The following is a 19,423-nucleotide window of genomic DNA, read 5'->3' as shown; positions in this document are numbered from 1 at the left end:
TTCACCCACGCGGCCGCCTTCACCCGATCGGCCAACGGGTCTAAGAGGCCGCCATGACCCAGCCCTTCCCGCCCGCCGCCTTCCCCTACGCCCGTCCGCGCCGCCTGCGCTCCAGCCCCTGGGTGCGCCGTCTGGTGGCCGAGACCACGCTGACGCCGGCCGATCTGGTCTGGCCGCTGATCGTGCACGACGGCAAGGAAGACCGGGTTCCGGTCGCGTCCATGCCGGGCGTGTCCCGCCTGTCGCCGAAAGCCGCCGCCGAGGCCGCGAAGGAGGCCCGCGATCTGGGCATCCCGCTGGTCGCCCTGTTCCCGAACGTCGACGGCGCGATCAAGGACGGCGTCGGAACGGGCGCGACCGATCCGGACGGGCTGATCCCCGACTGCATCAAGGCGATCAAGGACGCCGCCCCCGAGATCGGCGTCATGACCGACGTGGCGCTGGACTGCTACACCGATCACGGCCACGACGGCGTCGTCGAGGGCGACCGGATCCTGAACGACGCGACGGTGGAACGGCTCGCCGAACAGGCCTTCATCCACGCCCACGCCGGAGCCGACATCGTGGCGCCGTCGGACATGATGGACGGCCGGGTGCAGGCGATCCGCGAGGCGCTGGAGGCCAACGGCTTCCACGACACCCTGATCCTGTCCTACGCCGCCAAATACGCCTCGGCCTTCTATGGTCCGTATCGCGACGCCGTGGGCTCGTCGAAGGCGCTGCGCGGCGACAAGAAGACCTACCAGATGGACTACGCCAATACCGAGGAGGCCCTGCGCGAGGTGGCGATGGACATCTCGGAAGGCGCCGACGCGGTGATGGTCAAGCCGGGCATGCTCTATCTCGACATCGTGCGTCGGGTCTCCGAGACGTTCGGCCTGCCGACCTTCGCCTATCAGGTGTCGGGCGAATATTCGATGATGCGCGCCTCCATGGCCAACGGCTGGCTGGAGGAAGACCGGGCCATTCTGGAAAGCCTGCACGCCTTCAAGCGCGCGGGCGCGGCCGGCGTGCTGAGCTATTTCGCCCCGCAGGCGGCGCGGCTTCTGGGCGCCTGAGCGGCCGTCGCCGCATCCCCCTTGCGGCAAAGACCCGGGTTCTCCAGAAAGGTTAACGGGAGACAGCGCTCGGGGGAGTTGGGGCCATGGGGTTTCTTTGGTTCGGTCGGAAGAGGGCCCGGTCCGTGACCGTCGTGGCGCCGGTGGCGGAGCCCGAGGTTCTGGCCGCGCGGGAGGCTGCGGCGGCGCCGGAAGTCGAACCCGCCCCCGCGTCGACGCCGGAGCCGGCGGCGCCGCCGACGCCGGCCGAAGCCCTCGCCCTGCTGAAGGCCGGCAACGCCGCCTTCCTGGGAGGCGACACCCGGCTGGGGCACGTCACCGCACAGGACCTCGACGCCCTGCAGGGCGGCCAGAGTCCGATCGCGACCATCGTGGGTTGCGCCGACAGCCGGACGCCGCCGACCATTCTGTTCAACCAGGGTCTGGGCCGCCTGTTCATCATCCGCGTGGCGGGCAACACCGTCGACCGGCGCGGCCTGGCCTCGATCGTCTATGCGGTGAAACACCTCGCCTGCCCGCTGGTGGTGGTGATGGGCCACACCGGCTGCGGCGCCGTGGCGGCGGCCGAGGCCGTGGTGGACGGCCGGGCCGAACTCGATCCGTCTCTGGAAGAGATGATTGTGCCGATCCTGCCCGCCGTCCTGCCGGCGCGGCACGCGGGCGGACCGGACCAGGCCCGGCTGGCGGTCGAGGAGAACGCCCGTCGCGTGGTCGCCCGTCTGCTGACCGCGGATACGGCCCTGGCCGAGGCCGCGCACGCCGGCCGGATCAGGGTGGTGGCCGCGGTGAAGGACATGGCGACCGGTCGGGTGGACTTCCTCGACGAAGACGCGCCCGGGCCGGACGAGCCCGCCGGGGCCCGCGCCGCCGAAGACCATGCGGACGAGGGGCAGGGTCACGCCCACAGCCCTGAGCCTGCCCCCGTCTGAGATATTCGGCGTCAGAGCGCCAGACGGGCGCTCCAGCCGTCGTAGGCCACTTCGACGTTTTCCGGAACAACCGCCGACAAGGCGTTGTAATCCAGATCAATATGCAGGTTCGTCAGGACCGCGCGCTTCACCTGGGCGCGCGCAATCCAGTCCAGCGCCCGGTCGACATGGGCGTGGGTCGGATGGGCGGTCCAGCGCAGGGCGTCGACAATCCACAGATCGCAGCCGCGCACCGCCTCAAGGGCCGCCTCATCCAGATCCGAGACGTCACTGGAATAGGCGAGGCCGCCCAGTCGGTAGCCGACCGAGCGGATCGGCCCGTGCGTCTGGTCGAAGGTGACGACCGGCACGGTCCCGCCCGCCCCGTCCACCGACCATGCCGTCCCATGCGGCGGGATGTCGTGCACGTCGAGGATCGGCGGATAGCCTTCAACCGTCTCGAAGATATAGCCGAACCGCGCGGTCAGGGCCGCGCGCGTCGGGGCGTCCATGAAGGCCGGAATACGTCGGCGGGCCCGCATGGCGAAGACCCGCAGATCATCAATTCCGTGGGTCTGGTCGGCGTGGTCGTGGGTGTAGAGGACGGCGTCCACATGGCGGACGTGCGCCATCAGCATCTGCGCCCGCAGGTCCGGCGAAGTGTCGATCAGGACGCTGGTCACCCCTCCGGGACCATGCCGCCGGATCAGGGCCGAGCAGCGGGTGCGCCGGTTCTTCGGTTCGGCCGGATCGCAGGCGCCCCAGTCGCCGTCGCCGCGCGGCACGCCCCCGGAGGAGCCGCTGCCCAGGATGACGACTTCCAGCGCGTCCATCACTGCCCTGCCGGCCTCGGGATGCGGTCGAACAGGGCGAAGAAGGCGTCGGTGGTGCGCGCCTCCGCCTCGTCCCGGGACCAGCCCCGGATCTCGGCCAGCTTGTCCAGCACGTGGCCGACGTAGGCGGGCTCGTTACGTCGGCCGCGCTGCGGGACCGGCGCCAGATAGGGGCAGTCGGTCTCGACGATGATCCGGTCCGCCGGCATGACGGCGACAATGTCGCGAACCTCCTGCGCCGCCTTGAAGGTGGCGATGCCGGAGACCGAGAACCATGCTCCGAGTTTCGCCGCTTTTTCCGCCAGTTCCGGACCACTGGTGTAGCAGTGCATGAGGAATTTGAACGGCGCCTTCGCCTGTTCCTCCTCAAGAATGGCGGCCATGACGTCGTCAGCCTCGCGCGTGTGGACCACCAGCGGCAGGCCGGTCAGGCGCGCCGCCTCGATGTGCTGCCGGAAGACCGTCGCCTGCTCCTCGCGGGGACTGAGATCGTAGTGGAAATCCAGTCCGCACTCACCGATCCCGATCACGCGGGGCCGCTGCGCCAGCTCGACCAGTCGGGCGGCGGTCAGGTCGGTATAGTCCTTCGCCTCATGCGGATGGACCCCGACCGTGCACCAGATGTCGTCATGGGCCATGGCCAGGCCGTGCGTCGCCTCGAAGGTCGACAGCCTGTCCGAAATCTCGACCATCATCTGCACCCCCGCCTCGCGGGCGCGGGCGATGACAGCGTCCCGGTCCTCATCGAACTGGGGGGCGTGCAGGTTGACGTGGCTGTCGATGATCATCCGCGGGCGGCCTTGGTGCGTTGCAGGTCCGCCAGCGCGCCGGCGAGGACGTCCGCGCGATCCAGGTTGATGGCGGCGGTGCGATCAGGCAGTTCGGACAGGCGGGTCCACAGGTCGGCCCATCGGGCGCCGGACGCGCCCTCTTCCAGCGCCCGCACCTTCACGGCCGCGATCAGCCGGTCCATCAGGGTCTCGAAGCGCTCCTGCCCCTCGGCGCCGCGGAATTTGTCGGCGATGGCCAGGGCCTCGGCGCGGTCGACCGTGTCGGCGTTCACCCAGTCCTGGGCGATCTGGTCGGCCTCCAGCGTGGCGCCGGACGCCAGGGCCAGCGCCTGACCGGGCGAACCGCCGGCCATGCCGGCGATTCGCGCCGCCTCTGCCGAGGACACGCCCGTGCGATTGCGCACCAGCTCCTCCAGCGCATGCTGCGGCCAGACCGGGAAGGCCAGACGACGGCAGCGCGAGCGGATGGTGGCCAGAAGACGCCCCGGCGCATGGGTGACGAGGAACAGCACGCCGCGCTCGGGCGGCTCCTCAAGAACCTTCAGCAAGGCATTGGCGGCGTTAAGGTTCAGATCGTCTGCGGCATCGATGATGGCGACGCGATACCGGGCCTGGGACGGACTTTTGGAAAAGAACTCCGGCAGGTCGCGGGCCTGGTCGACCGAGATCGACTTCCGGGTCTTGCCGCCCTCGACCAGCCGCTCCAGCACCAGCAGGTCCGGATGCGACTGGGCCGCGATCTGGCGCGAGATCGGGTCATGCGGAGCCGAGCCCAACGGACCGCGCGAGGGATCGGGCGCGGCGCCCAGCAGACGGCGGGCGGCGCGATAGGCGAAGGTGGACTTGCCCGAGCCCTCGACCCCGCACAGCAGCCAGGCGTGATGCAGTCGCCCCCGGGACAGGGCGTCCACGAAGGCGGCCTCGGCGGCGGCGTCCGGAACCAGGTCGAACCGGTCGCGCGGGTGCTCGCTCACAGCAGCCGCCCCTCGACCGCCGCCCACACCCGCGCCGCCACGGCCGCCTCATCGCCGGTCGCGTCGATCACCACGCAGCGATCCGCATTTTCCTTCGCGATTTCAAGAAATCGCTCGCGCAACCTCTTGTGAAACTCAAGCCCCTTGGACTCGAAGCGGGTCTCGAACAGGCCCCGCCCGAACGCGCGCTCCAGCCCCACCTCGACCGGCAGGTCGAAGATCAGCGTCAGGTCCGGCTGGGTGTCCGCGACGATGGCGGCGTCCAGGCTCTCGATGAAGTCGGCCGGCGCCCCGCCGCCGGCGCCCTGGTAGGCCCGGCTGGAGTCGGCGAACCGGTCGCACACCACCCACCGCCCCTCATCCAGCGCGGGGCGGATGGTCTTCTCCAGATGGTCGCTGCGTGCGGCGAACATCAGCAGGGTTTCGGTCAGGGGCGACCAGCGGCCCGCGTCGCCGTTCAGGGCGATGTTGCGGATCTCCTCCGCGCCGGTCGAGCCGCCGGGCTCGCGGGTGCGCGCCACATCGAGGCCGTACGCGCGCAGCCGGTCGACCAGTCGGGCGACCTGGGTCGACTTGCCGGCGCCTTCGCCGCCCTCGAACGTGATGAATCGACCTTGGGTCACCGGCGCACAATGGCGACGCCGGCCCGGGGTGCAAGGGTCAGCGGCCCGATATCAACAGGGCGTCGGCATATCCGCGCGCCACGACGGCCTGTCGGGCGTGTTCCGCGGCGTCGGGATCGGACCACGGCCCCACCAGAACCCGATAACGCGGCGTATCGCCCTGCCCCGTGACATCCACCGTCGCCCGCTCGCCCAGACGGCCGGCGACCTGCCGGGCCGCGCGCCGGTCGCTGAACGATCCGGCCTGGATCCAATAGGCGCCGACCTCGGGCGCCGGCTCGGGACGCGGCGCCGCGGGCGCCGGGGCGACGGCGGCGGCGTATCGGACCGGCTGGGCCGAGCCGAGGCGCGGCGCCGGCCCCAGATAGCGCACCCTCACCTCGCCCACGCCCTGCTGCAGCAGCCCCAGCTGGTCCGCCGCCCCGCGCGACAGATCGATGATCCGTCCATCCACGAACGGCCCGCGATCGTTGATGCGCACCACCAGGCTGCGCCCGTTGGACAGGTTGGTGACCTCGACCAGCCCCGGCAGGGGCAGGGTCTTGTGGGCGGCGGTCAGGGCGTACATGTCGAACCGCTCGCCGGTCGCGGTCGGCCGGCCGTTGAACTGGTCGCCGTACCAGGAGGCGGTTCCGGTCTCGTCATAGTCCGGCTGCTCCGCCGGGCGGTACCAGCGTCCGCGGATCTGGTACGGCCGCATGGTGCCCGACACGATGGGGGCCGGATCGGTGACCACGGGCAGGCGCGGCCCGCCCCCTGACCGCGCGCCCGTGGCGCACGCCGCCATCAGCGGCAGCAGCGCCACGATACAGGCGCCCTTGAGAAGTCTTGCCGTCATCATCCCGATCCTTGTGGAGATCGACATGCCACGCGGACATTTCCGCTTTGGTTAACGGCCCGTTTGAGGGTATGCGGCGTGTCCGCTCACAAGGCACGGACAGGTGGCCGAGTGGTTTAAGGCAGCGGTCTTGAAAACCGCCGTAGGTGGAAGCCTACCGTGGGTTCGAATCCCACCCTGTCCGCCACCTTCATGGTGAAGCCTCCAGTTTTCAGTCAGTTAGAGTTCGATTTGGCTAATCCGCTCGCGGAGTTAGCCAAATTCTGTTCGCCTTGCGTGCCGCCGATCAGCGCGAAGGCGTCCTTCGCAAGTCGCTTCTGGTCACGGGCCTTGGTGTACCGTTCAACCTCATTCGAGGTCGTGTGACCGGTCACAGCCTTGATCTGCGCCTCGGTGCATCCGGCGTCGGCCAGCCGCGTCGCGGCGGATTTCCGCAGCCCGTGCGCCGAGCGGTCCTCGATTCCCGCGGCGCGGGCTGCATCCCGAAACCAGTTGCCGAAGCCGCCGGCGGTGAAGCCCGCGCCGGATTTTGTCGTCAGGAAGAGCATCTGCCCGGCCGGAACACTCTGCAATGAAGGTCTCAGCTGCGGGTGGATGGGGAGTTCGAGGAAGGTCTTGGTCTTCTCCTGCCGGACCAAGATCGCGTCATCGCGGATTTGCTGGCGCCCCATCTGTCGGACGTCGCCTGAGCGCTGGGCGGTGTAGAGCAGAAGGTCGAAGGCAAGCCGCTCCCGCGTCCCGACCGCCCAATGCGCCTCGAACCGGGCGATATCGGCTTCCGTCCAGGCCGGGAACCCGACCGACGGCGCCTTCAGCGGCTTGAGGCCCGCGGCCGGGTTGTCCGCCCGCCACTGTCGCGCGACCGCGAACGCCATCATCCAGCGCAGCACCTGCACCATCTTGTTGGCGGCCCACGGCGTCTCCGCCCGCTTGTCCCGCATCTTCAGGACGTGGTGCGGCTGGATCGCGCGCACCGACTGACCGCCATAGTCGTTCCGGAGACGCTCGATGATCCCGCGATATGTGTCCCGGGTCGACGCCTCAAGCAGCCGCCATTCCGCGGACGCGTAGATGGCGACCGCCAGGGCGTTGATCGTCCCGGGGACGGTCCTGCTGGCTCCCGGTACGATCGCGGTCGTGCGACCCGAAACCGCCGCGTCGTACTCCAGGGCGAACTCCGGCGAGCCCGGCGTGCCATGCAGATAGATGGCCTTCTGACCGGTCCGCCGGTAACGGTAGCGGACCTTGCCGTGCCGGTCGCTGAAACTGCTGACGTAGGGAAAGCCGATCAGCTTAAGGCCTCGTCCCACGACAGAACCTCCTTATCGAGGCTGCTCGCCATCACCGTACCCGGCGCGGCCAGATGCAGCCGGACCTCGCCCCCGGGCAGCAGTTCCAGCGCACCCAGAGGCACGCCGCGTTCCTGCAAGGTGTCGATCACCCGACGCAGATCCGCCTTCCGAACTATGCCCTGCCTGGCCACTCAACTCTCCAGTCCACGCTGCCACTCCGGCAACGTTAGACAGGTGCGGCAGCGCCTCTCAAGCGATGGAACAGCGCGTTATTCGTCGAGCTGGCGAGTAAGGCCGTATTGTAGGCCTACAATACACATCTTGCCTCCGAACTAGAGGCAAAAATGCGCAAAAATGCGCAAGTCAGATTACTCGGTACTGATGCACGAAAGCGACATTCCGGCACGAATGCTTGGCTAACGCCGAGCAACGGACTGATTTGTATGAATGTGTGAGTGCGGCAGACCGATCAGGTGGCCGGTTTGCTATCGGTGAGTTGCACGCCTTTGCGTCGTTTTGCATGTACAGAGCAGTCGGCGGGACTAACCTGAAGGCGCAGGGCGAGTGGCGGGGCCATGCCTATCGAGGTGTCCCTGAAACGCCCCTCGTTCAACGGGACCGGCTCTTCTGCCCGCTTTCGGTGAAAGTTCGTTTCGGTGGATCGCGAACCCAAAAGCCAGAACGCGACGGTCGTTTCGGTAGATCGCGAACCGAAGCGACAAATCTTCGGTGGATCGCGAACCTCAGAAGCGGCTTAATGTACGGGATCAGCATCTATTCGAGCCCGGGCATCGAGTCCGAACGGTTGTTTTGGTAGATCGCTGGCTGGCCAGACCATTCTCGGTGGATCGCGAACCGAAGTCCGAAGGGCGGGCGGCCGCTTCAGTATATTGGGAACCAAAAAAGCCGATCTTGGATAGATTGCGCACCTGGGGCGCATCGCGCCAACCCCGATCAACTCGCATCACCAGGCTCGCCGAGATCGCCACAGGGCCGGACGGCCGGGACTCTCTTTTCAGCGAGAGTTCCGTTTGAGACCCTGGTGGCCCAATCGCGCCAGTTTGCAACTTTCCCGCCAGATCCCAACGGTCGCAATCCAACGCAACCCCTCGTCCAGCGCGTTTGTCTGAAAATGCACTCTGCGCAGTGCTTTCGGGTGAATGTGCACGAAGCCTTGATTTCACGCGCTAGAGCGCGAGTGGTTGACCTTCGACGAGACGCGTTATCGGCTGAACCCATCCGCGTCTGGGTTCCAAGCCCGCCCTCTGAAACCGCCAAACAATCTCGGGCAAAATCTCAGAGGGCGCGGAACTTCGCTTATGCGAGCAGGTTGGGCGACTCGGACGTCACGCGGGTGCGTGCGTCGGGAGCATCATCATGAAGATCGCGCAGGTCACCCCTCTGTACGAGGCTGTTCCCCCCCGGCTTTACGGAGGCACCGAAAGGGTCGTGGCGCATCTGACCGACGCCCTGGTCGATCTGGGCCATGACGTCACCCTGTTCGCCTCCGCCGAAGCCGAGACCCGCGCCCGCCTGATCCCGGTGCGCGACCAGGCCATCCGGCTGGACCCTGCCCCGCTCAAGTCCGACCTCGCCGCCCATATGTCGATGCTGGCCGAGGTGCTGAAGCGCGCCGATGACTTCGACGTCATCCATTTCCATACCGACATGATCCACTTCCCGTTCTTCGAACGGCATGCGGACAAGACGCTGACCACCCTCCACGGCCGGCTCGACCTGAAGGACCTTCCGGGGGTCTACGAACGCTGGCCGCACTACGGCCTGGTCTCGATCTCGGATGACCAGCGTCGTCCCCTGCCCTTCGCCACCTGGAAGGCCACCGTCCATCACGGCATGCCGTCGGACCTGTACACGTTCAGCCCGCAATCGAGCGGCTATCTCGCCTTCCTCGGCCGCATCTCGCCGGAGAAGCGCCCCGACCGGGCCATCGAGATCGCCACCCTGCTCAACAAACCTCTAAAGATCGCCGCCAAGGTCGACGCCGCGGACAAGGCCTATTGGGAAACGGTCATCCGGCCGATGGTGGAGACCAATCCGCTGATCGAGTTCGTCGGCGAGATCGGCGATCACCAGAAGTCCGCGTTCCTTGGCGGCGCCGAGGCCCTGCTCTTCCCCATCGACTGGCCCGAGCCCTTCGGCCTTGTGATGATCGAGGCCATGGCCTGCGGCACGCCGGTCGTCGCCTTCCGCTGCGGTTCGACGCCCGAGATCATCGAGGATAGGGAGACCGGCTTCCTGGTCGAAACCCTGGAGCAGGCCGTCGCCGCCGCCGGCCGCGCCGCCCTGCTGGACCGCGAAGCGATCCGCGCCCGCTTCGAACTGCGCTTCTCCTCGACCGCCATGGCGCGCCGCTACCTGGACGTCTACGGCGACCTGCTGGCCCGCCGTCCCTTCGCCGAGGCGCCGCTGAGCCAAGTGGTCACACCCCTTCGCCCGCTGGACGAGGCCCGGAGTTTCGCGGCCAGGGCCTGAACCCGCTTCGGCCATCAGGCGTTCGCCTCTGCGGTAGAGACCGGCGGCATCGAAGGGAGCCCTCATGGACGACGCCTATTCGGTGCAGACCACGGCGGCCGACAGCGGCGAGGTCGACGGCCTTGAGCAGTTGATGGCGCTGAAGGACGCCGACACCTTCTGCGTGGCCGACCCCTGGGGCGACCTGAAGGGCGGCGCGGACGGCCTGTTCGACCACGACACCCGCCTACTGTCCCGGCTCGTCATGACCGTCGGCGGGGTGCGCCCATCGCGGCTGAGCTCCGGCGTGAGCCAGGACAATGTCTTCTTCATCTGTCACACCACCAACCGCCCCCTGCCGCCCATGGGCGGTCGCTCCGCCCCGGCCGGGGTCCTGCACATCGAGCGGCGGCGCTTCCTGTGGGATCGCCGGCTTTTCGAACGTGTCCGCGTGGTCAATCACGGGGTGGAGGACGTACTCCTGCCCCTGGCCTTCGAGTTCGCAGCGGACTTCGCGGACATCTTCCAGGTGCGCGGCACGCCGCGGCCGAAGCGGGGGACCCTCGCTCCCCCGACCTCCGACGGGCGCCGGGTCCGGTTCGGCTACACGGGCCTGGACGGCGTCCAGCGCGACGCCTGCCTGGCCTTTTCGGAGCCCCCGGCCCGTCTCGGCTCCCACAAGGCCGAGTTCATGTTCAGCCTGCCCCAGGGCCGGCGGGTGGATCTGTATATCGAATGCGGGCCGGACAGCTGCGATCAGCCGGATGAGACCCGTTTCCGTCTCAACGCCCTGCAGGCCCGGCTGTCGATGCGGCGGCGGCGGCGACGCGGCGCCACCCTGCGCGGACCGCGCAGTCCCCGCTTCAACGACTGGCTGGACCAGAGCCGGGCCGACGTCGCCCTGCTGACCACCGACCTGCCGACCGGTCCCTACCCCTACGCCGGCGTGCCCTGGTTCTCGACCCCGTTCGGCCGCGACGGGATCATCACCGCCTGGCAGATGTTGTGGCTGGATCCGTCCCTGGCCCGGGGCGTCCTGACCTATCTGGCCCGGCGGCAGGCCACAGCGGTGTCGGCTTTCCAGGACAGCGCGCCCGGCAAGATTATGCACGAGACCCGCGGCGGCGAGATGAGCGCGCTCGGCGAAGTGCCCTTCGGCCTCTACTACGGCGGGGTCGACACAACCTGCCTGTTCGTGGCCCTGGCCGGCGCCTACGCCCGTCGAACCGCCGACCTCGCCCTGATCCGGGACATCTGGCCCAACCTCATCGCCGCAACCGACTGGATGATCGAACACGGCGACTTCAACGGCGACGGGCTGATCAGCTATCAGCGCGGCGCCGAGACCGGACTGTCCAACCAGGGCTGGAAGGATTCCGAAGACTCCATCTTTCATGCCGACGGACGCTTTCCGAAAGGTCCCGTCGCCCTGCTGGAGGTGCAGGGCTACGCCTTCGCCGCCTGGCGCGCGATGGCGGACCTGGCCCGGATGCTGGGCGACGATCGACAAGCCGAGTGGGCCGCCCGCGCCGAGGCGACCCGCGCTTTGGTCGAGGCGCGGTTCTGGATGGAGGACGAGGGCTTCTACGCCATCGCCCTGGACGGCGAAGGCGCCCAATGCCGGGCGATCGGCTCCAATGCCGGACATCTGCTATTCACCGGCCTGCCCTCGAAGGACCGCGCCTTGCGGGTGACGAAGCGACTGCTGTCCGCCGAGTTTCGCTCCGGCTGGGGCGTACGGACCCTGGCTCTCGGGCAGGCACGCTTCAATCCGATGAGCTACCACGACGGCTCGGTCTGGCCGCATGACACGGCCATGGCCGCGGCGGGCATGGCGCGATACGGCGAGCGTCGGGCGGTGGCCCTGCTGCTCAACGAGATCTACGCCGCCGCCAGCCACTTCCAGATGCGCCTGCCCGAACTGTTCTGCGGGTTCGAGCGCCTGGCCGGCGAGCCGCCCATCGCCTATCCGGTCGCCTGCCTTCCCCAGGCTTGGGCTGCCGGGTCGGTCTTCCTGATGCTGCAGGCCGCGCTGGGCGTGGACATCGACGCCGCGGCGGGCGTGGTCGAGATCGACGACCCGGTCCTCCCGGCCGGCATCGACCGCCTGAACGTCACCGGCCTGCAGGTCGGCGACGCCGTCGTGGACCTCGCCTTCCAGCAGATGGGCCAACGCACGGTCGTGATGCCGCGCCACCGCCGGGGTGGGATGAGGGTGCGTACCTTCGGCTGACCCTCGCCGCCTCCGCACCCTCGCCTGCAACCCCACCTCTGTTCCGATCGGGCGGCCCGGACCGTCAGCCCCGCGCTCGGGCGCCGCGGTCGGCTGCAACACCTGTTGTCGGCCGACGTTAGGATCCTGACACCGTCCGGAGAAGAACCATGGTCGCCCGCCCTACCTGGCAAGGACATCTGAAGCTGTCGCTGGTGAGCTGCCCGGTGGCGCTCTACACCGCGACGACCAGCGCCAATGATGTGCGCTTCCACCTGATCAACCCCGAGACCCACAATCGCATTCGCATGGTCCCGACCGACCCGGATGCGGGACCGGTCGAACGGTCCGATCTGGTCAGGGGATACGAAGTCTCGAAGGACGAATACGTACTGTTCGACGACGCCGATTTCGACAAGGTGAAGCTGGAGAGCACGAAGGTCATCGCCATCGACAAATTCGTGGACGAGGCCGACATCGACCGCCTGTACTGGGCCGACCCTTTCTTCGTCATGCCCGAGAAGGGCGCCGGCATCGAAGCCTTCGTCGTCATCCGCGACGCGATGAAGAAGCAGGGCAAGGTGGCGTTGGGGTCGCTGGTCCTGCGCGGCAAGGAGCGCCAGCTGGCGTTGGAGGTGCGGGACAAGGGGCTGGTCGCCTGGACCCTGCGCGCCCACGATGAGGTACGCGACGCTGGCGACTATTTCGACGACATTCCGAAGGTGAAGGCGGACGCCGACATGGTCGAGATCGCCACTCGCATCATCGGCCAGAAGGAGGCCGATTTCGATCCGACCACCTTCAAGGACCGCTACGACGACGCGCTCAAGGCCTTGATCAAGGCCAAGACCAAGGGCGGCAAACGGCTGGTCGAGGCTCCGGAGCCGGAAGAGTCCAATGTCATCGACCTGATGGAGGCCCTGCGCAACAGCCTGAAGGGCTCGGCCTCGGGGGCGAAGACGGCGACCAGGAAGGCAAGCGCGAAGAAGGCTCCGGCCAAGGCCGCGGCCAAGACGACCAGGACCAGAAAGGCTCCGGCGAAGAAAACCGCGTCGCGGAAGAAGGCCGCCTGAGGCTCAGTCCACGCCCAGCTTTTTCAGCAGCGGCCTGAGAGAGGCTTCCGCCTTGCGGAAGTCAGCCCAAGGGTCCGGCTTCCTCAGCTGGGCGGCGGCGTCGTGCAGGGTGAAGGCGCGAGGGTCGAGCCCCTTGCGCACCTGCCCCCAGGAGAGGGGCAAGGCGATCCCGGCGCCCGGCCGGGCGCGGGGCGACCAAGGGGCGACGGCCGTGGCCATCCGCCCGTTGCGCAGATAGTCGAGGAAGATCTTCCCGCCCCGGGCCTTCTTGGCCAGCGTCGTCGTGAAGCGGTCCGGATCGTCGCGGCGCACCGCCTCGGAGACGGCCTTGGCGAAGGCCTTGCACTCGTCCCACTCCACCCGGCTGCGACCGTCCGACCGGATGGGAACCACGACGTGCAGCCCCTTGCCGCCGGTCGTCTTGACGAAGGGCGTCAGGCCCAGCGCCTCAAGCTTCGCCTTCAAGGCCTTGGCGCCCGCGATGACGTCCGCGAAATCGAGGCCCTCATCCGGATCGAGGTCAAAGGTGACCTGTTCCGGCGTCTCCGGATCGCCGGGGCGGCAACCCCAGGGGTGCAACTCAAGCCCGCCGGACTGACCAATGGCGACCAGCCCGCCTACGTTGGCCACGCCGACGTAGGGCTTGCGCTCCTTCACATCGATCAGGGTCAGGCGCGGACTGGAACCGGGCATGGCGTGACGCTGGAAGAACCGCTGCCCTTCGATCCCGTCCGGCGCGCGCACAATCGAGACCGGCCGGTCCGCCACATGCGGCAGGATCCGCGCCGCCGCGGCCTCATAGTATCGCGCCAGATCGGCCTTGGTGATCGCCGGCCGGTCGTCGGACGCGGGCCACAGCACCTTGTCCGGACTGGAGATCGTCACGCCGGCGACGATCACCCGGCCTTTCGGCTGCGTCTCCCCCGGGACGGTGATCTGCGCGGCCTTCCCGCCCGTCTTCGGCTTGACCGGGACCTGCGGCCGCTCCGTCACCTCGGCGGCGGGCTTGTCCTGCCGCAGCCCCTTGAACGCGGCCTGTCTCAGCGTCCCGCTGTCGGTGTAGCCGCCGTGTTCAACCTCGGCGACCAGCACCGGCTTCACCCAATGCACCGTGTGCGGCCCGGATCGCCGCTTCGGCGCCGCCTTGCCAATAAAGGGGCTGCGGTCCGTCGCCTGCGCCTTCAGCGCCGGCTCCAGCGTCTTCAGTACGGCGGCGGAATAGCCCGTCCCCACCCGCCCCAGATGACGGAGGCCGCCCTTATCGCGCACGCCGACGATCAGGGAGCGGAAGCGGTCGCCCTCGGCGGTCCAGCCGCCGATCACCACCTCATCTCCGCCCCGGCATTTCGACTTCACCCAGCTGGACGACCGGCCCTCGCGATAAGGGGCGTCCAGCTTCTTGGAAATCACCCCCTCCAGATCCATCCGGCAGGCGCTCTGCAACACCGCCTGCCCGGTCGAGCCGAAGTGATCGACGTAGCGAATGCGCCGCCGCGCGCCCTTCGCAATGCGGTCGATATAGGCCTGCAGCCGCGCCTTGCGGTGTGACAGCGGCAGGCCCCGCAGGTCCTCCGCCCCCTCGAACAGCAGATCGAAAGCGAAATAGATCAGCCCCCCGGTCTTCTCCTCCGAGATCGCCGCCTGCAGGGCCGAGAAGTCGGGACGGTGCTCGCGGCCCACGGCGCAAAGCTCTCCATCGATCACCGCATCCGGCCAGGCGGCCGCATCGGCGGCCAGCTCGGGGAATTTCGCCGACCAGTCCAGCCCCTTGCGGGTTCGCACCGTCGCCCGACCGCCGCCCGTGGCCACCTGCAGCCGGTAGCCGTCGAACTTGATCTCATGCACCCAGCCGGCGCCGCCGGGCGGATAGTCGACCGGCTTGCACAGCTGCGGGGGCACGAAGGCGTGCGGCTTCCTCGCCTTCGAGGTCACAGCCGCCCGCGCCTTCGGCCTGGCCGGCCCCTTGCGCGCGACCGGCCTGGACGCCGTCCATTGCTTCGGGCCTTCGGCGATCTCGGCGAGGCTGCGGCCCGTCGTGACCGAGGCGTCGATCTCCATATTGGCGTCGCCCTCGCCGGGGACGGCCTGCTCGTCCTTTTCCTTGATCAGCAGCCAGTTGTTCCGTTTGGACGGCTTGCCCCGATCCGACTTCAGCCGCACCAGCGCCCAGCCGCCTCTCAGCCGCTCGCCCTCCAGCCACATCTTCACCGAGCCCTTGGCGAAGTCCGCCTCCAGCGTTTCGGGCGCCTGCGGGGTCCAGGTCCCGGTGTCCCACATCTGGACCGTGCCGGCGCCGTAGTTGCCTGACGGGATGGTCCCCTCGAAGTCGCCGTAGTCGAGCGGATGATCCTCCACCTCGACCGCCAGTCGCTTGACCGCCGGATCGCGTGACGGCGCCTTGGTCACCGCCCAGGACTTGAGCACGCCGTCGACCTCGATGCGGAAGTCATAGTGCAGCCGGGTCGCCGCGTGGCGCTGGATCAGATAGCGCAGGGGCGCGCCCTTCGCCGTGCGCGCCTTGACGCCCTTCGGCTCCGGCGTCGCCTCGAACCGCCGCTTCTTCCGGTAGGTCTCCAGTTCCCCGCGCATCCGGTCGTCCTCAAGGGCCAAGGCGGACTCAACGCGAACTGCGGCGGTTGGATCAGACAGGCCGAACCAGAGGCGGCCGGAACAGACGCCGGCCGGCCCGGTTTCTGGCGGATGTCCACGGAACTCGCCGCCAACGTCATCGGGACCCTCGCCGCCCTGTGCTCGATCTCCAGCTTCGCGCCCCAGGCGATCAAGATCCGGCGCGAGAAGGACGCCTCGGCGGTCTCCCTGAAGACCTATTCCCTGACCGTGACCTGTTTCGCCCTCTGGGTGGCCTACGGCGTGTTGATCAAGGCCTGGCCGCTGATCCTGTCCAACGCCAGCGCCCTGGTCATGGCCGGCCTAGTTCTGCTGATGAAATGGCGGTTTCGCTGAGGGCCGGCGGGAACGGCTGGGAGGCGCTGCGGTTGATCCGGTCCGTACAGGAGACAGGATTCGCCATGACCGACCGCCCCGCCCTGCAGGACCCGCGCCGCCAGTATCCCGCCCCGCCCTTTCCGGAGCAGCCCCAGACTGCGCCCGGTCTCGCCCGGAAGATGGAGCCCAGGCCGGACCACGGCGAGGACAGCTATGTCGGTTCGGGCAAGCTCGAGGGACGCCGGGCCCTGATCACCGGCGGCGACTCCGGCATCGGTCGGGCCGTCGCCATCGCCTATGCGCGGGAAGGGGCGGATGTCGCCATCGGCTACCTGCCGTCCGAGGAGGCGGACGCCGCCGAGGTGATCGCCCTCATTAAGGCCGCCGGCCGGAAGGCCCTCGCCCTGCCCGGCGACGTCACTGACGAAAGCTGGTGCCGTGAGATGGTCGCGCGGACGGTCTCCACCTTCGGCGGCCTGGACACCCTGGTGGTCAATGCGGCCAGCCAGCAGTTCAGGGAGAGCGTGGACGAGGTCACCACCGAGGACTTCGACCGGACGATGAAGACCAACCTCTACGCCCTGCACTGGATCGTCCAGGCGGCCACGCCGCATCTTGAGCCGGGCGCCGCCGTCATCACGACCGCCTCCATTCAGGCCTATGAGCCGTCGGCCATCCTGCTGGACTACGCCACCACCAAGGCCGGCATTGTCGCCTACACCAAGGCCCTGGCCAAACAGCTGATCGAGAGAGGCGTGCGCGCCAATGCGGTCGCGCCGGGTCCCTTCTGGACCGTCCTGCAACCCTCCGGCGGCCAGCCCATGGAGAAGGTGCAGTCGTTCGGTGAACACAGCGCCTTCGGCCGTCCCGGCCAGCCCGTGGAGATTTCACCCGTCTATGTCCTGCTCGCCTCGGCCGCCGCCAGCTTCACCACCGGCGAGGTCTATGGCGTCACTGGCGGCGCCGGGATCGCCTGACGCATGGCGAAGTCTAAAGCCGCCGGCCCCGCGCCGGAGCCGCGCAAGGGCATGCCGTCCCCGACCCTGACAAGGGCGGAGTTCACCGAGCGCTACCTCAGCCAGTTCAAGGACCCGGCCTTCACCCCCATGCAGTCGGCGCTGGACCAGGTGGCCGCCGTCGCCTGGGACGCCTACTGCGAAGGCCGCAAGTCGCCCGTGACCCGCAAGGCCGGCGAGGGCTATGCGGACCCGGACTACGACCTGGCGGAGGACTGGATCAACGCCAGGGCCATGGTCGATGACGCCCAAGCGCGGTTCGACGACGCGTCCGGACCGCCGCGGGTGCTGTTGATCAACGGCTCATCCCGTTCGGAGCACACCTGCCCGGGCGAGATGTCCAAGAGCTTCCGGCTGGTGTCCTGCGCGGAGCAGGCCCTGCGGGACGCCGGGATCGAGACCCGGGTGCTGGACCTGTCCCGGCTGGCCAGCGAGTACGGACGCGACATCCACCCCTGCAAGGCCTGCTTCTCGACCGCGGCGGCCCTCTGCCACTGGCCGTGCAGTTGCTATCCCAACTATTCGCTGGGGCAGGTTCACGATTGGATGAACGATATCTACCCGATGTGGGTGGAGGCGCATGGCGTCTTCATCGTCACCCCGGTCAACTGGTACCAGGTTTCCCGATGAAGCTGATGATGGACCGGCTGGTCTGCGCGGACGGCGGCAACCCGGACCCGACCCTCACCCAGGGCAAGGACGCCAAGCGGGCCAAGGCGGAGGAGCTGAAGGGCTGGGCCTATCCCCGGCACCTGCAGGGCCGGATTTTCTCCGTGGTCGTCCACGGCGATGTCGAAGGCGCCGAGACCGTCCGCCGATCGGTATCGGACTGGCTCACGTCCATGAAATTCACCCCCGCCGGGCCGGACGCCGAGATCGATCGCTACATCGGCTACTGGGAGCCCTATGCGACCAGCCACGAGGCCCTGGATCGCGACACGGACATGCAGGCCGAGGTCCGGATCGCCGCTGAAGAGTTGGCCCGCGCCATCAAGGCGCGCCGAATGGGGAAGTTGGTCTCAACCTACGCGGGGCTCGCCAGCCCACGGCAGAAATAGAACCTTCCGATGTCGATCACCCTGTCGGGTTGCAACATTCGGGGATCAATTTTCCAAACCCGAACTGAATGGCGGCTTGGCGCCAAGAGCGGACATTTGCAGCGTAGCCTGGTTGGGACATTAAGGCGGGCCTTGTTCTGCCTGACTTCACACCGGCCATCCCGGACCGGAAGACATGCGCCGACCGCGGCCGGTTCGCTTCACAAGCGCCCAACTGCCGTTTGAACACCAGACTAAGCTAGAGAGACCGAGGCGGTGGCTCACCGTCGCCGTGCTCGAAACGGCGGACACGCCTCGGGCCAGGTCAGGACGGCGCGCCAGCGGGGCCAAGACAGGCTTTGCGTGGGGGTAGAGAGCGGGTCGCCGCCACTCGGTCCATGGTCCGCGCCCCACCCGTTGCGGACGACCAGGCACCGGCCAATCTATCGGCCATCACCCAGAACTGGATCGCTCCAACCCCAGCCGCGGCCGTTGGTAACGCCGCGCCCCGACGACGAGATCGCCGGCCGGGTCGGACGCCAGGGTCCCGACGCAGCGCTTGTCGAACAGGCCGGAATGGGCGTGGCCGCTCGCGCCGGACGGATCCATTCAGCATCCAGCCTTTCCGACGTCTACAGAGCGTCGTGGGTCGTGGCCGCAGGGTCTCCTGCGAACGCGCGGCCAAGGGCAGCGGCCAAGCCCGCCAGCGCCACGGCCAGGAGGGCGCTGATCACGGATCAACGCCCGCGTCCGCAGTCGTTGCGCAGGTCCGTTGCGCCCTCAACCAGGCGATGGCGGCGTCGAGTACGGCCTCGGCATTCCCTTGGATCATCTCGTCCGGAACGACGCCGTCCGGCCAGGTTCGTCCCTGGGTGTCCTGCATCCATGCGGCGGTCACCACCAGGTTCACGTCGTCGGCCACCATGACGCCGCGGTTTGAACTGGCGACACCGTAGGTCTTCTGGCCGAATACATCGGTCAGCGCACGCCGACGACCATCAGTGTCGCAACCACGCGGATCGGACGCGGCACGCCCTGCAGCCAGCGCAAGCGAGACGACCTCGGCCTCGGCCCGGACGATCCCTGCGGGGTCGAGTACAGCGATATCCACGCCCCGGTCACCGGCGCGGACACCTCGATCGAGGGCGTCGAGGACTTCATCTATCGCTACATGGTCTACGCCCAGCCGGGCACCCGGGTCGCCTGACGCCGCGGGACAGTCCCGTCATTGGGCCTGTCCAGGCGTCCATCTTGGGGACTTGACCCGCGACGCGCCCATGAACGGCGCGTTGGACGGCGGTCCGACCTCCGGATCGCGCGACCGTCAGGTGTCGAAGGACCTCTGATACT

18 protein-coding genes and 1 tRNA gene are annotated in these 19,423 nt (G+C 68.3%); 10 read left to right on the top strand and 9 right to left on the bottom strand.

The window, feature by feature from the left end:
* Positions 1–53: 53 nt before the first annotated feature.
* Together hemB and ACLQ7T_RS00895 are read left to right on the top strand one after the other, a co-directional pair.
* The gene (gene hemB, locus ACLQ7T_RS00900) at positions 54–1,058 is read left to right on the top strand and encodes a porphobilinogen synthase (protein ID WP_420477698.1); all 1,005 of its coding nucleotides are present in this window, start codon (positions 54–56) and stop codon (positions 1,056–1,058) included.
* 86 nt (positions 1,059–1,144) lie between these two features.
* Positions 1,145–1,987 (top strand): carbonic anhydrase, encoded by an 843-nt coding sequence (locus tag ACLQ7T_RS00895; RefSeq protein WP_420477697.1) that lies wholly within the window; start codon positions 1,145–1,147, stop codon positions 1,985–1,987.
* Positions 1,988–1,998: 11 nt separating this feature from the next.
* Here ACLQ7T_RS00895 and ACLQ7T_RS00890 read toward each other — a convergent pair whose 3' ends face one another.
* From ACLQ7T_RS00890 to ACLQ7T_RS00870, 5 genes are read right to left on the bottom strand one after another with little or no spacing between them, the layout of a single operon-like run.
* On the bottom strand, positions 1,999–2,799 hold the full coding sequence (locus ACLQ7T_RS00890) for an MBL fold metallo-hydrolase (RefSeq protein ID WP_420477696.1): 801 nt from the start codon (positions 2,797–2,799) through the stop codon (positions 1,999–2,001).
* On the bottom strand, positions 2,799–3,587 hold the full coding sequence (locus tag ACLQ7T_RS00885) for a TatD family hydrolase (RefSeq protein ID WP_420477695.1): 789 nt from the start codon (positions 3,585–3,587) through the stop codon (positions 2,799–2,801). Before ACLQ7T_RS00885 ends, ACLQ7T_RS00890 begins: the two co-directional genes overlap by 1 nt.
* The gene (locus tag ACLQ7T_RS00880; RefSeq protein WP_420477694.1) at positions 3,584–4,564 is read right to left on the bottom strand and encodes a DNA polymerase III subunit delta'; all 981 of its coding nucleotides are present in this window, start codon (positions 4,562–4,564) and stop codon (positions 3,584–3,586) included. Before ACLQ7T_RS00880 ends, ACLQ7T_RS00885 begins: the two co-directional genes overlap by 4 nt.
* Positions 4,561–5,187, bottom strand: a complete 627-nt coding sequence (tmk, locus tag ACLQ7T_RS00875) for a dTMP kinase (protein WP_420477693.1) — start codon at positions 5,185–5,187, stop codon at positions 4,561–4,563. Before tmk ends, ACLQ7T_RS00880 begins: the two co-directional genes overlap by 4 nt.
* A 37-nt stretch (positions 5,188–5,224) precedes the next feature.
* Entirely contained in the window at positions 5,225–6,025 is an 801-nt protein-coding gene (locus ACLQ7T_RS00870) for a septal ring lytic transglycosylase RlpA family protein (RefSeq protein ID WP_420477692.1), read from the bottom strand.
* Between the two features lie 97 nt (positions 6,026–6,122).
* Between ACLQ7T_RS00870 and ACLQ7T_RS00865 the strand changes: the two genes are divergently transcribed.
* A tRNA-Ser gene (locus tag ACLQ7T_RS00865) sits at positions 6,123–6,212 on the top strand.
* Between the two features lie 28 nt (positions 6,213–6,240).
* Here ACLQ7T_RS00865 and ACLQ7T_RS00860 read toward each other — a convergent pair.
* Positions 6,241–7,335, bottom strand: a complete 1,095-nt coding sequence (locus ACLQ7T_RS00860) for a tyrosine-type recombinase/integrase (RefSeq protein WP_420477691.1) — start codon at positions 7,333–7,335, stop codon at positions 6,241–6,243.
* Positions 7,314–7,466: a hypothetical protein gene (locus ACLQ7T_RS00855; protein WP_291836039.1), complete on the bottom strand. Its 153-nt coding sequence runs from the start codon at positions 7,464–7,466 to the stop codon at positions 7,314–7,316. The genes ACLQ7T_RS00860 and ACLQ7T_RS00855 overlap by 22 nt, the downstream gene beginning before the upstream one ends.
* Before the next feature lie 1,228 nt (positions 7,467–8,694).
* Here ACLQ7T_RS00855 and ACLQ7T_RS00850 point away from each other — a divergent pair.
* From ACLQ7T_RS00850 to ku, 3 genes are all read left to right on the top strand, one after another.
* Complete coding sequence (locus tag ACLQ7T_RS00850; RefSeq protein WP_420477690.1) at positions 8,695–9,810, top strand: glycosyltransferase family 4 protein; 1,116 nt, start codon at positions 8,695–8,697, stop codon at positions 9,808–9,810.
* A 64-nt stretch (positions 9,811–9,874) separates the two neighbouring features.
* Positions 9,875–12,022: an amylo-alpha-1,6-glucosidase gene (locus ACLQ7T_RS00845; protein ID WP_420477689.1), complete on the top strand. Its 2,148-nt coding sequence runs from the start codon at positions 9,875–9,877 to the stop codon at positions 12,020–12,022.
* A 149-nt stretch (positions 12,023–12,171) separates the two neighbouring features.
* Entirely contained in the window at positions 12,172–13,074 is a 903-nt protein-coding gene (gene ku / locus ACLQ7T_RS00840) for a non-homologous end joining protein Ku (protein WP_420477688.1), read from the top strand.
* 3 nt (positions 13,075–13,077) lie between these two features.
* On the opposite strand, the gene ligD is transcribed toward ku, so the two are convergent.
* Complete coding sequence (gene ligD, locus ACLQ7T_RS00835) at positions 13,078–15,663, bottom strand: DNA ligase D (protein ID WP_420477687.1); 2,586 nt, start codon at positions 15,661–15,663, stop codon at positions 13,078–13,080.
* A 111-nt stretch (positions 15,664–15,774) separates the two neighbouring features.
* Between ligD and ACLQ7T_RS00830 the strand changes: the two genes are divergently transcribed.
* The 4 genes from ACLQ7T_RS00830 (at position 15,775) to ACLQ7T_RS00815 (ending at position 18,094) form a co-directional block, all read left to right on the top strand.
* Complete coding sequence (locus ACLQ7T_RS00830) at positions 15,775–16,038, top strand: SemiSWEET family sugar transporter (protein ID WP_420477686.1); 264 nt, start codon at positions 15,775–15,777, stop codon at positions 16,036–16,038.
* A gap of 65 nt (positions 16,039–16,103) precedes the next feature.
* Positions 16,104–16,997, top strand: coding sequence for an SDR family oxidoreductase (locus tag ACLQ7T_RS00825; protein ID WP_420477685.1), 894 nt, complete (start codon positions 16,104–16,106; stop codon positions 16,995–16,997).
* A gap of 3 nt (positions 16,998–17,000) precedes the next feature.
* A complete protein-coding gene (locus ACLQ7T_RS00820) occupies positions 17,001–17,666 on the top strand; it encodes a flavodoxin family protein (RefSeq protein WP_420477684.1) in 666 nt (221 codons plus the stop codon).
* Positions 17,663–18,094: a flavodoxin family protein gene (locus tag ACLQ7T_RS00815; RefSeq protein ID WP_420477683.1), complete on the top strand. Its 432-nt coding sequence runs from the start codon at positions 17,663–17,665 to the stop codon at positions 18,092–18,094. Before ACLQ7T_RS00820 ends, ACLQ7T_RS00815 begins: the two co-directional genes overlap by 4 nt.
* Before the next feature lie 709 nt (positions 18,095–18,803).
* Here ACLQ7T_RS00815 and ACLQ7T_RS00810 read toward each other — a convergent pair.
* Positions 18,804–19,184 carry a hypothetical protein gene (locus tag ACLQ7T_RS00810; RefSeq protein ID WP_420477682.1) on the bottom strand — a complete coding sequence of 127 codons (381 nt, stop codon included), beginning with the start codon at positions 19,182–19,184 and terminating at the stop codon, positions 18,804–18,806.
* Positions 19,185–19,423: the final 239 nt, after the last annotated feature.

This window comes from Brevundimonas sediminis, assembly GCF_048799765.1.
GTDB lineage: Bacteria > Pseudomonadota > Alphaproteobacteria > Caulobacterales > Caulobacteraceae > Brevundimonas.
This window is presented reverse-complemented; position numbering and strand designations above follow the sequence as displayed.

What these genes read in the sequence shown, in the direction of transcription:
- hemB (WP_420477698.1), top strand. Translation starts at nt 54, where the DNA reads ATGACCCAGCCCTTCCCGCCCGCCGCCTTCCCCTACGCCCGTCCGCGC.
- ACLQ7T_RS00895 (WP_420477697.1), top strand. Translation starts at nt 1,145, where the DNA reads ATGGGGTTTCTTTGGTTCGGTCGGAAGAGGGCCCGGTCCGTGACCGTC.
- ACLQ7T_RS00890 (WP_420477696.1), bottom strand. Translation starts at nt 2,799, where the DNA reads ATGGACGCGCTGGAAGTCGTCATCCTGGGCAGCGGCTCCTCCGGGGGC.
- ACLQ7T_RS00885 (WP_420477695.1), bottom strand. Translation starts at nt 3,587, where the DNA reads ATGATCATCGACAGCCACGTCAACCTGCACGCCCCCCAGTTCGATGAG.
- ACLQ7T_RS00870 (WP_420477692.1), bottom strand. Translation starts at nt 6,025, where the DNA reads ATGACGGCAAGACTTCTCAAGGGCGCCTGTATCGTGGCGCTGCTGCCG.
- ACLQ7T_RS00850 (WP_420477690.1), top strand. Translation starts at nt 8,695, where the DNA reads ATGAAGATCGCGCAGGTCACCCCTCTGTACGAGGCTGTTCCCCCCCGG.
- ACLQ7T_RS00845 (WP_420477689.1), top strand. Translation starts at nt 9,875, where the DNA reads ATGGACGACGCCTATTCGGTGCAGACCACGGCGGCCGACAGCGGCGAG.
- ku (WP_420477688.1), top strand. Translation starts at nt 12,172, where the DNA reads ATGGTCGCCCGCCCTACCTGGCAAGGACATCTGAAGCTGTCGCTGGTG.
- ligD (WP_420477687.1), bottom strand. Translation starts at nt 15,663, where the DNA reads ATGCGCGGGGAACTGGAGACCTACCGGAAGAAGCGGCGGTTCGAGGCG.
- ACLQ7T_RS00830 (WP_420477686.1), top strand. Translation starts at nt 15,775, where the DNA reads ATGTCCACGGAACTCGCCGCCAACGTCATCGGGACCCTCGCCGCCCTG.
- ACLQ7T_RS00825 (WP_420477685.1), top strand. Translation starts at nt 16,104, where the DNA reads ATGACCGACCGCCCCGCCCTGCAGGACCCGCGCCGCCAGTATCCCGCC.
- ACLQ7T_RS00820 (WP_420477684.1), top strand. Translation starts at nt 17,001, where the DNA reads ATGGCGAAGTCTAAAGCCGCCGGCCCCGCGCCGGAGCCGCGCAAGGGC.
- ACLQ7T_RS00815 (WP_420477683.1), top strand. Translation starts at nt 17,663, where the DNA reads ATGAAGCTGATGATGGACCGGCTGGTCTGCGCGGACGGCGGCAACCCG.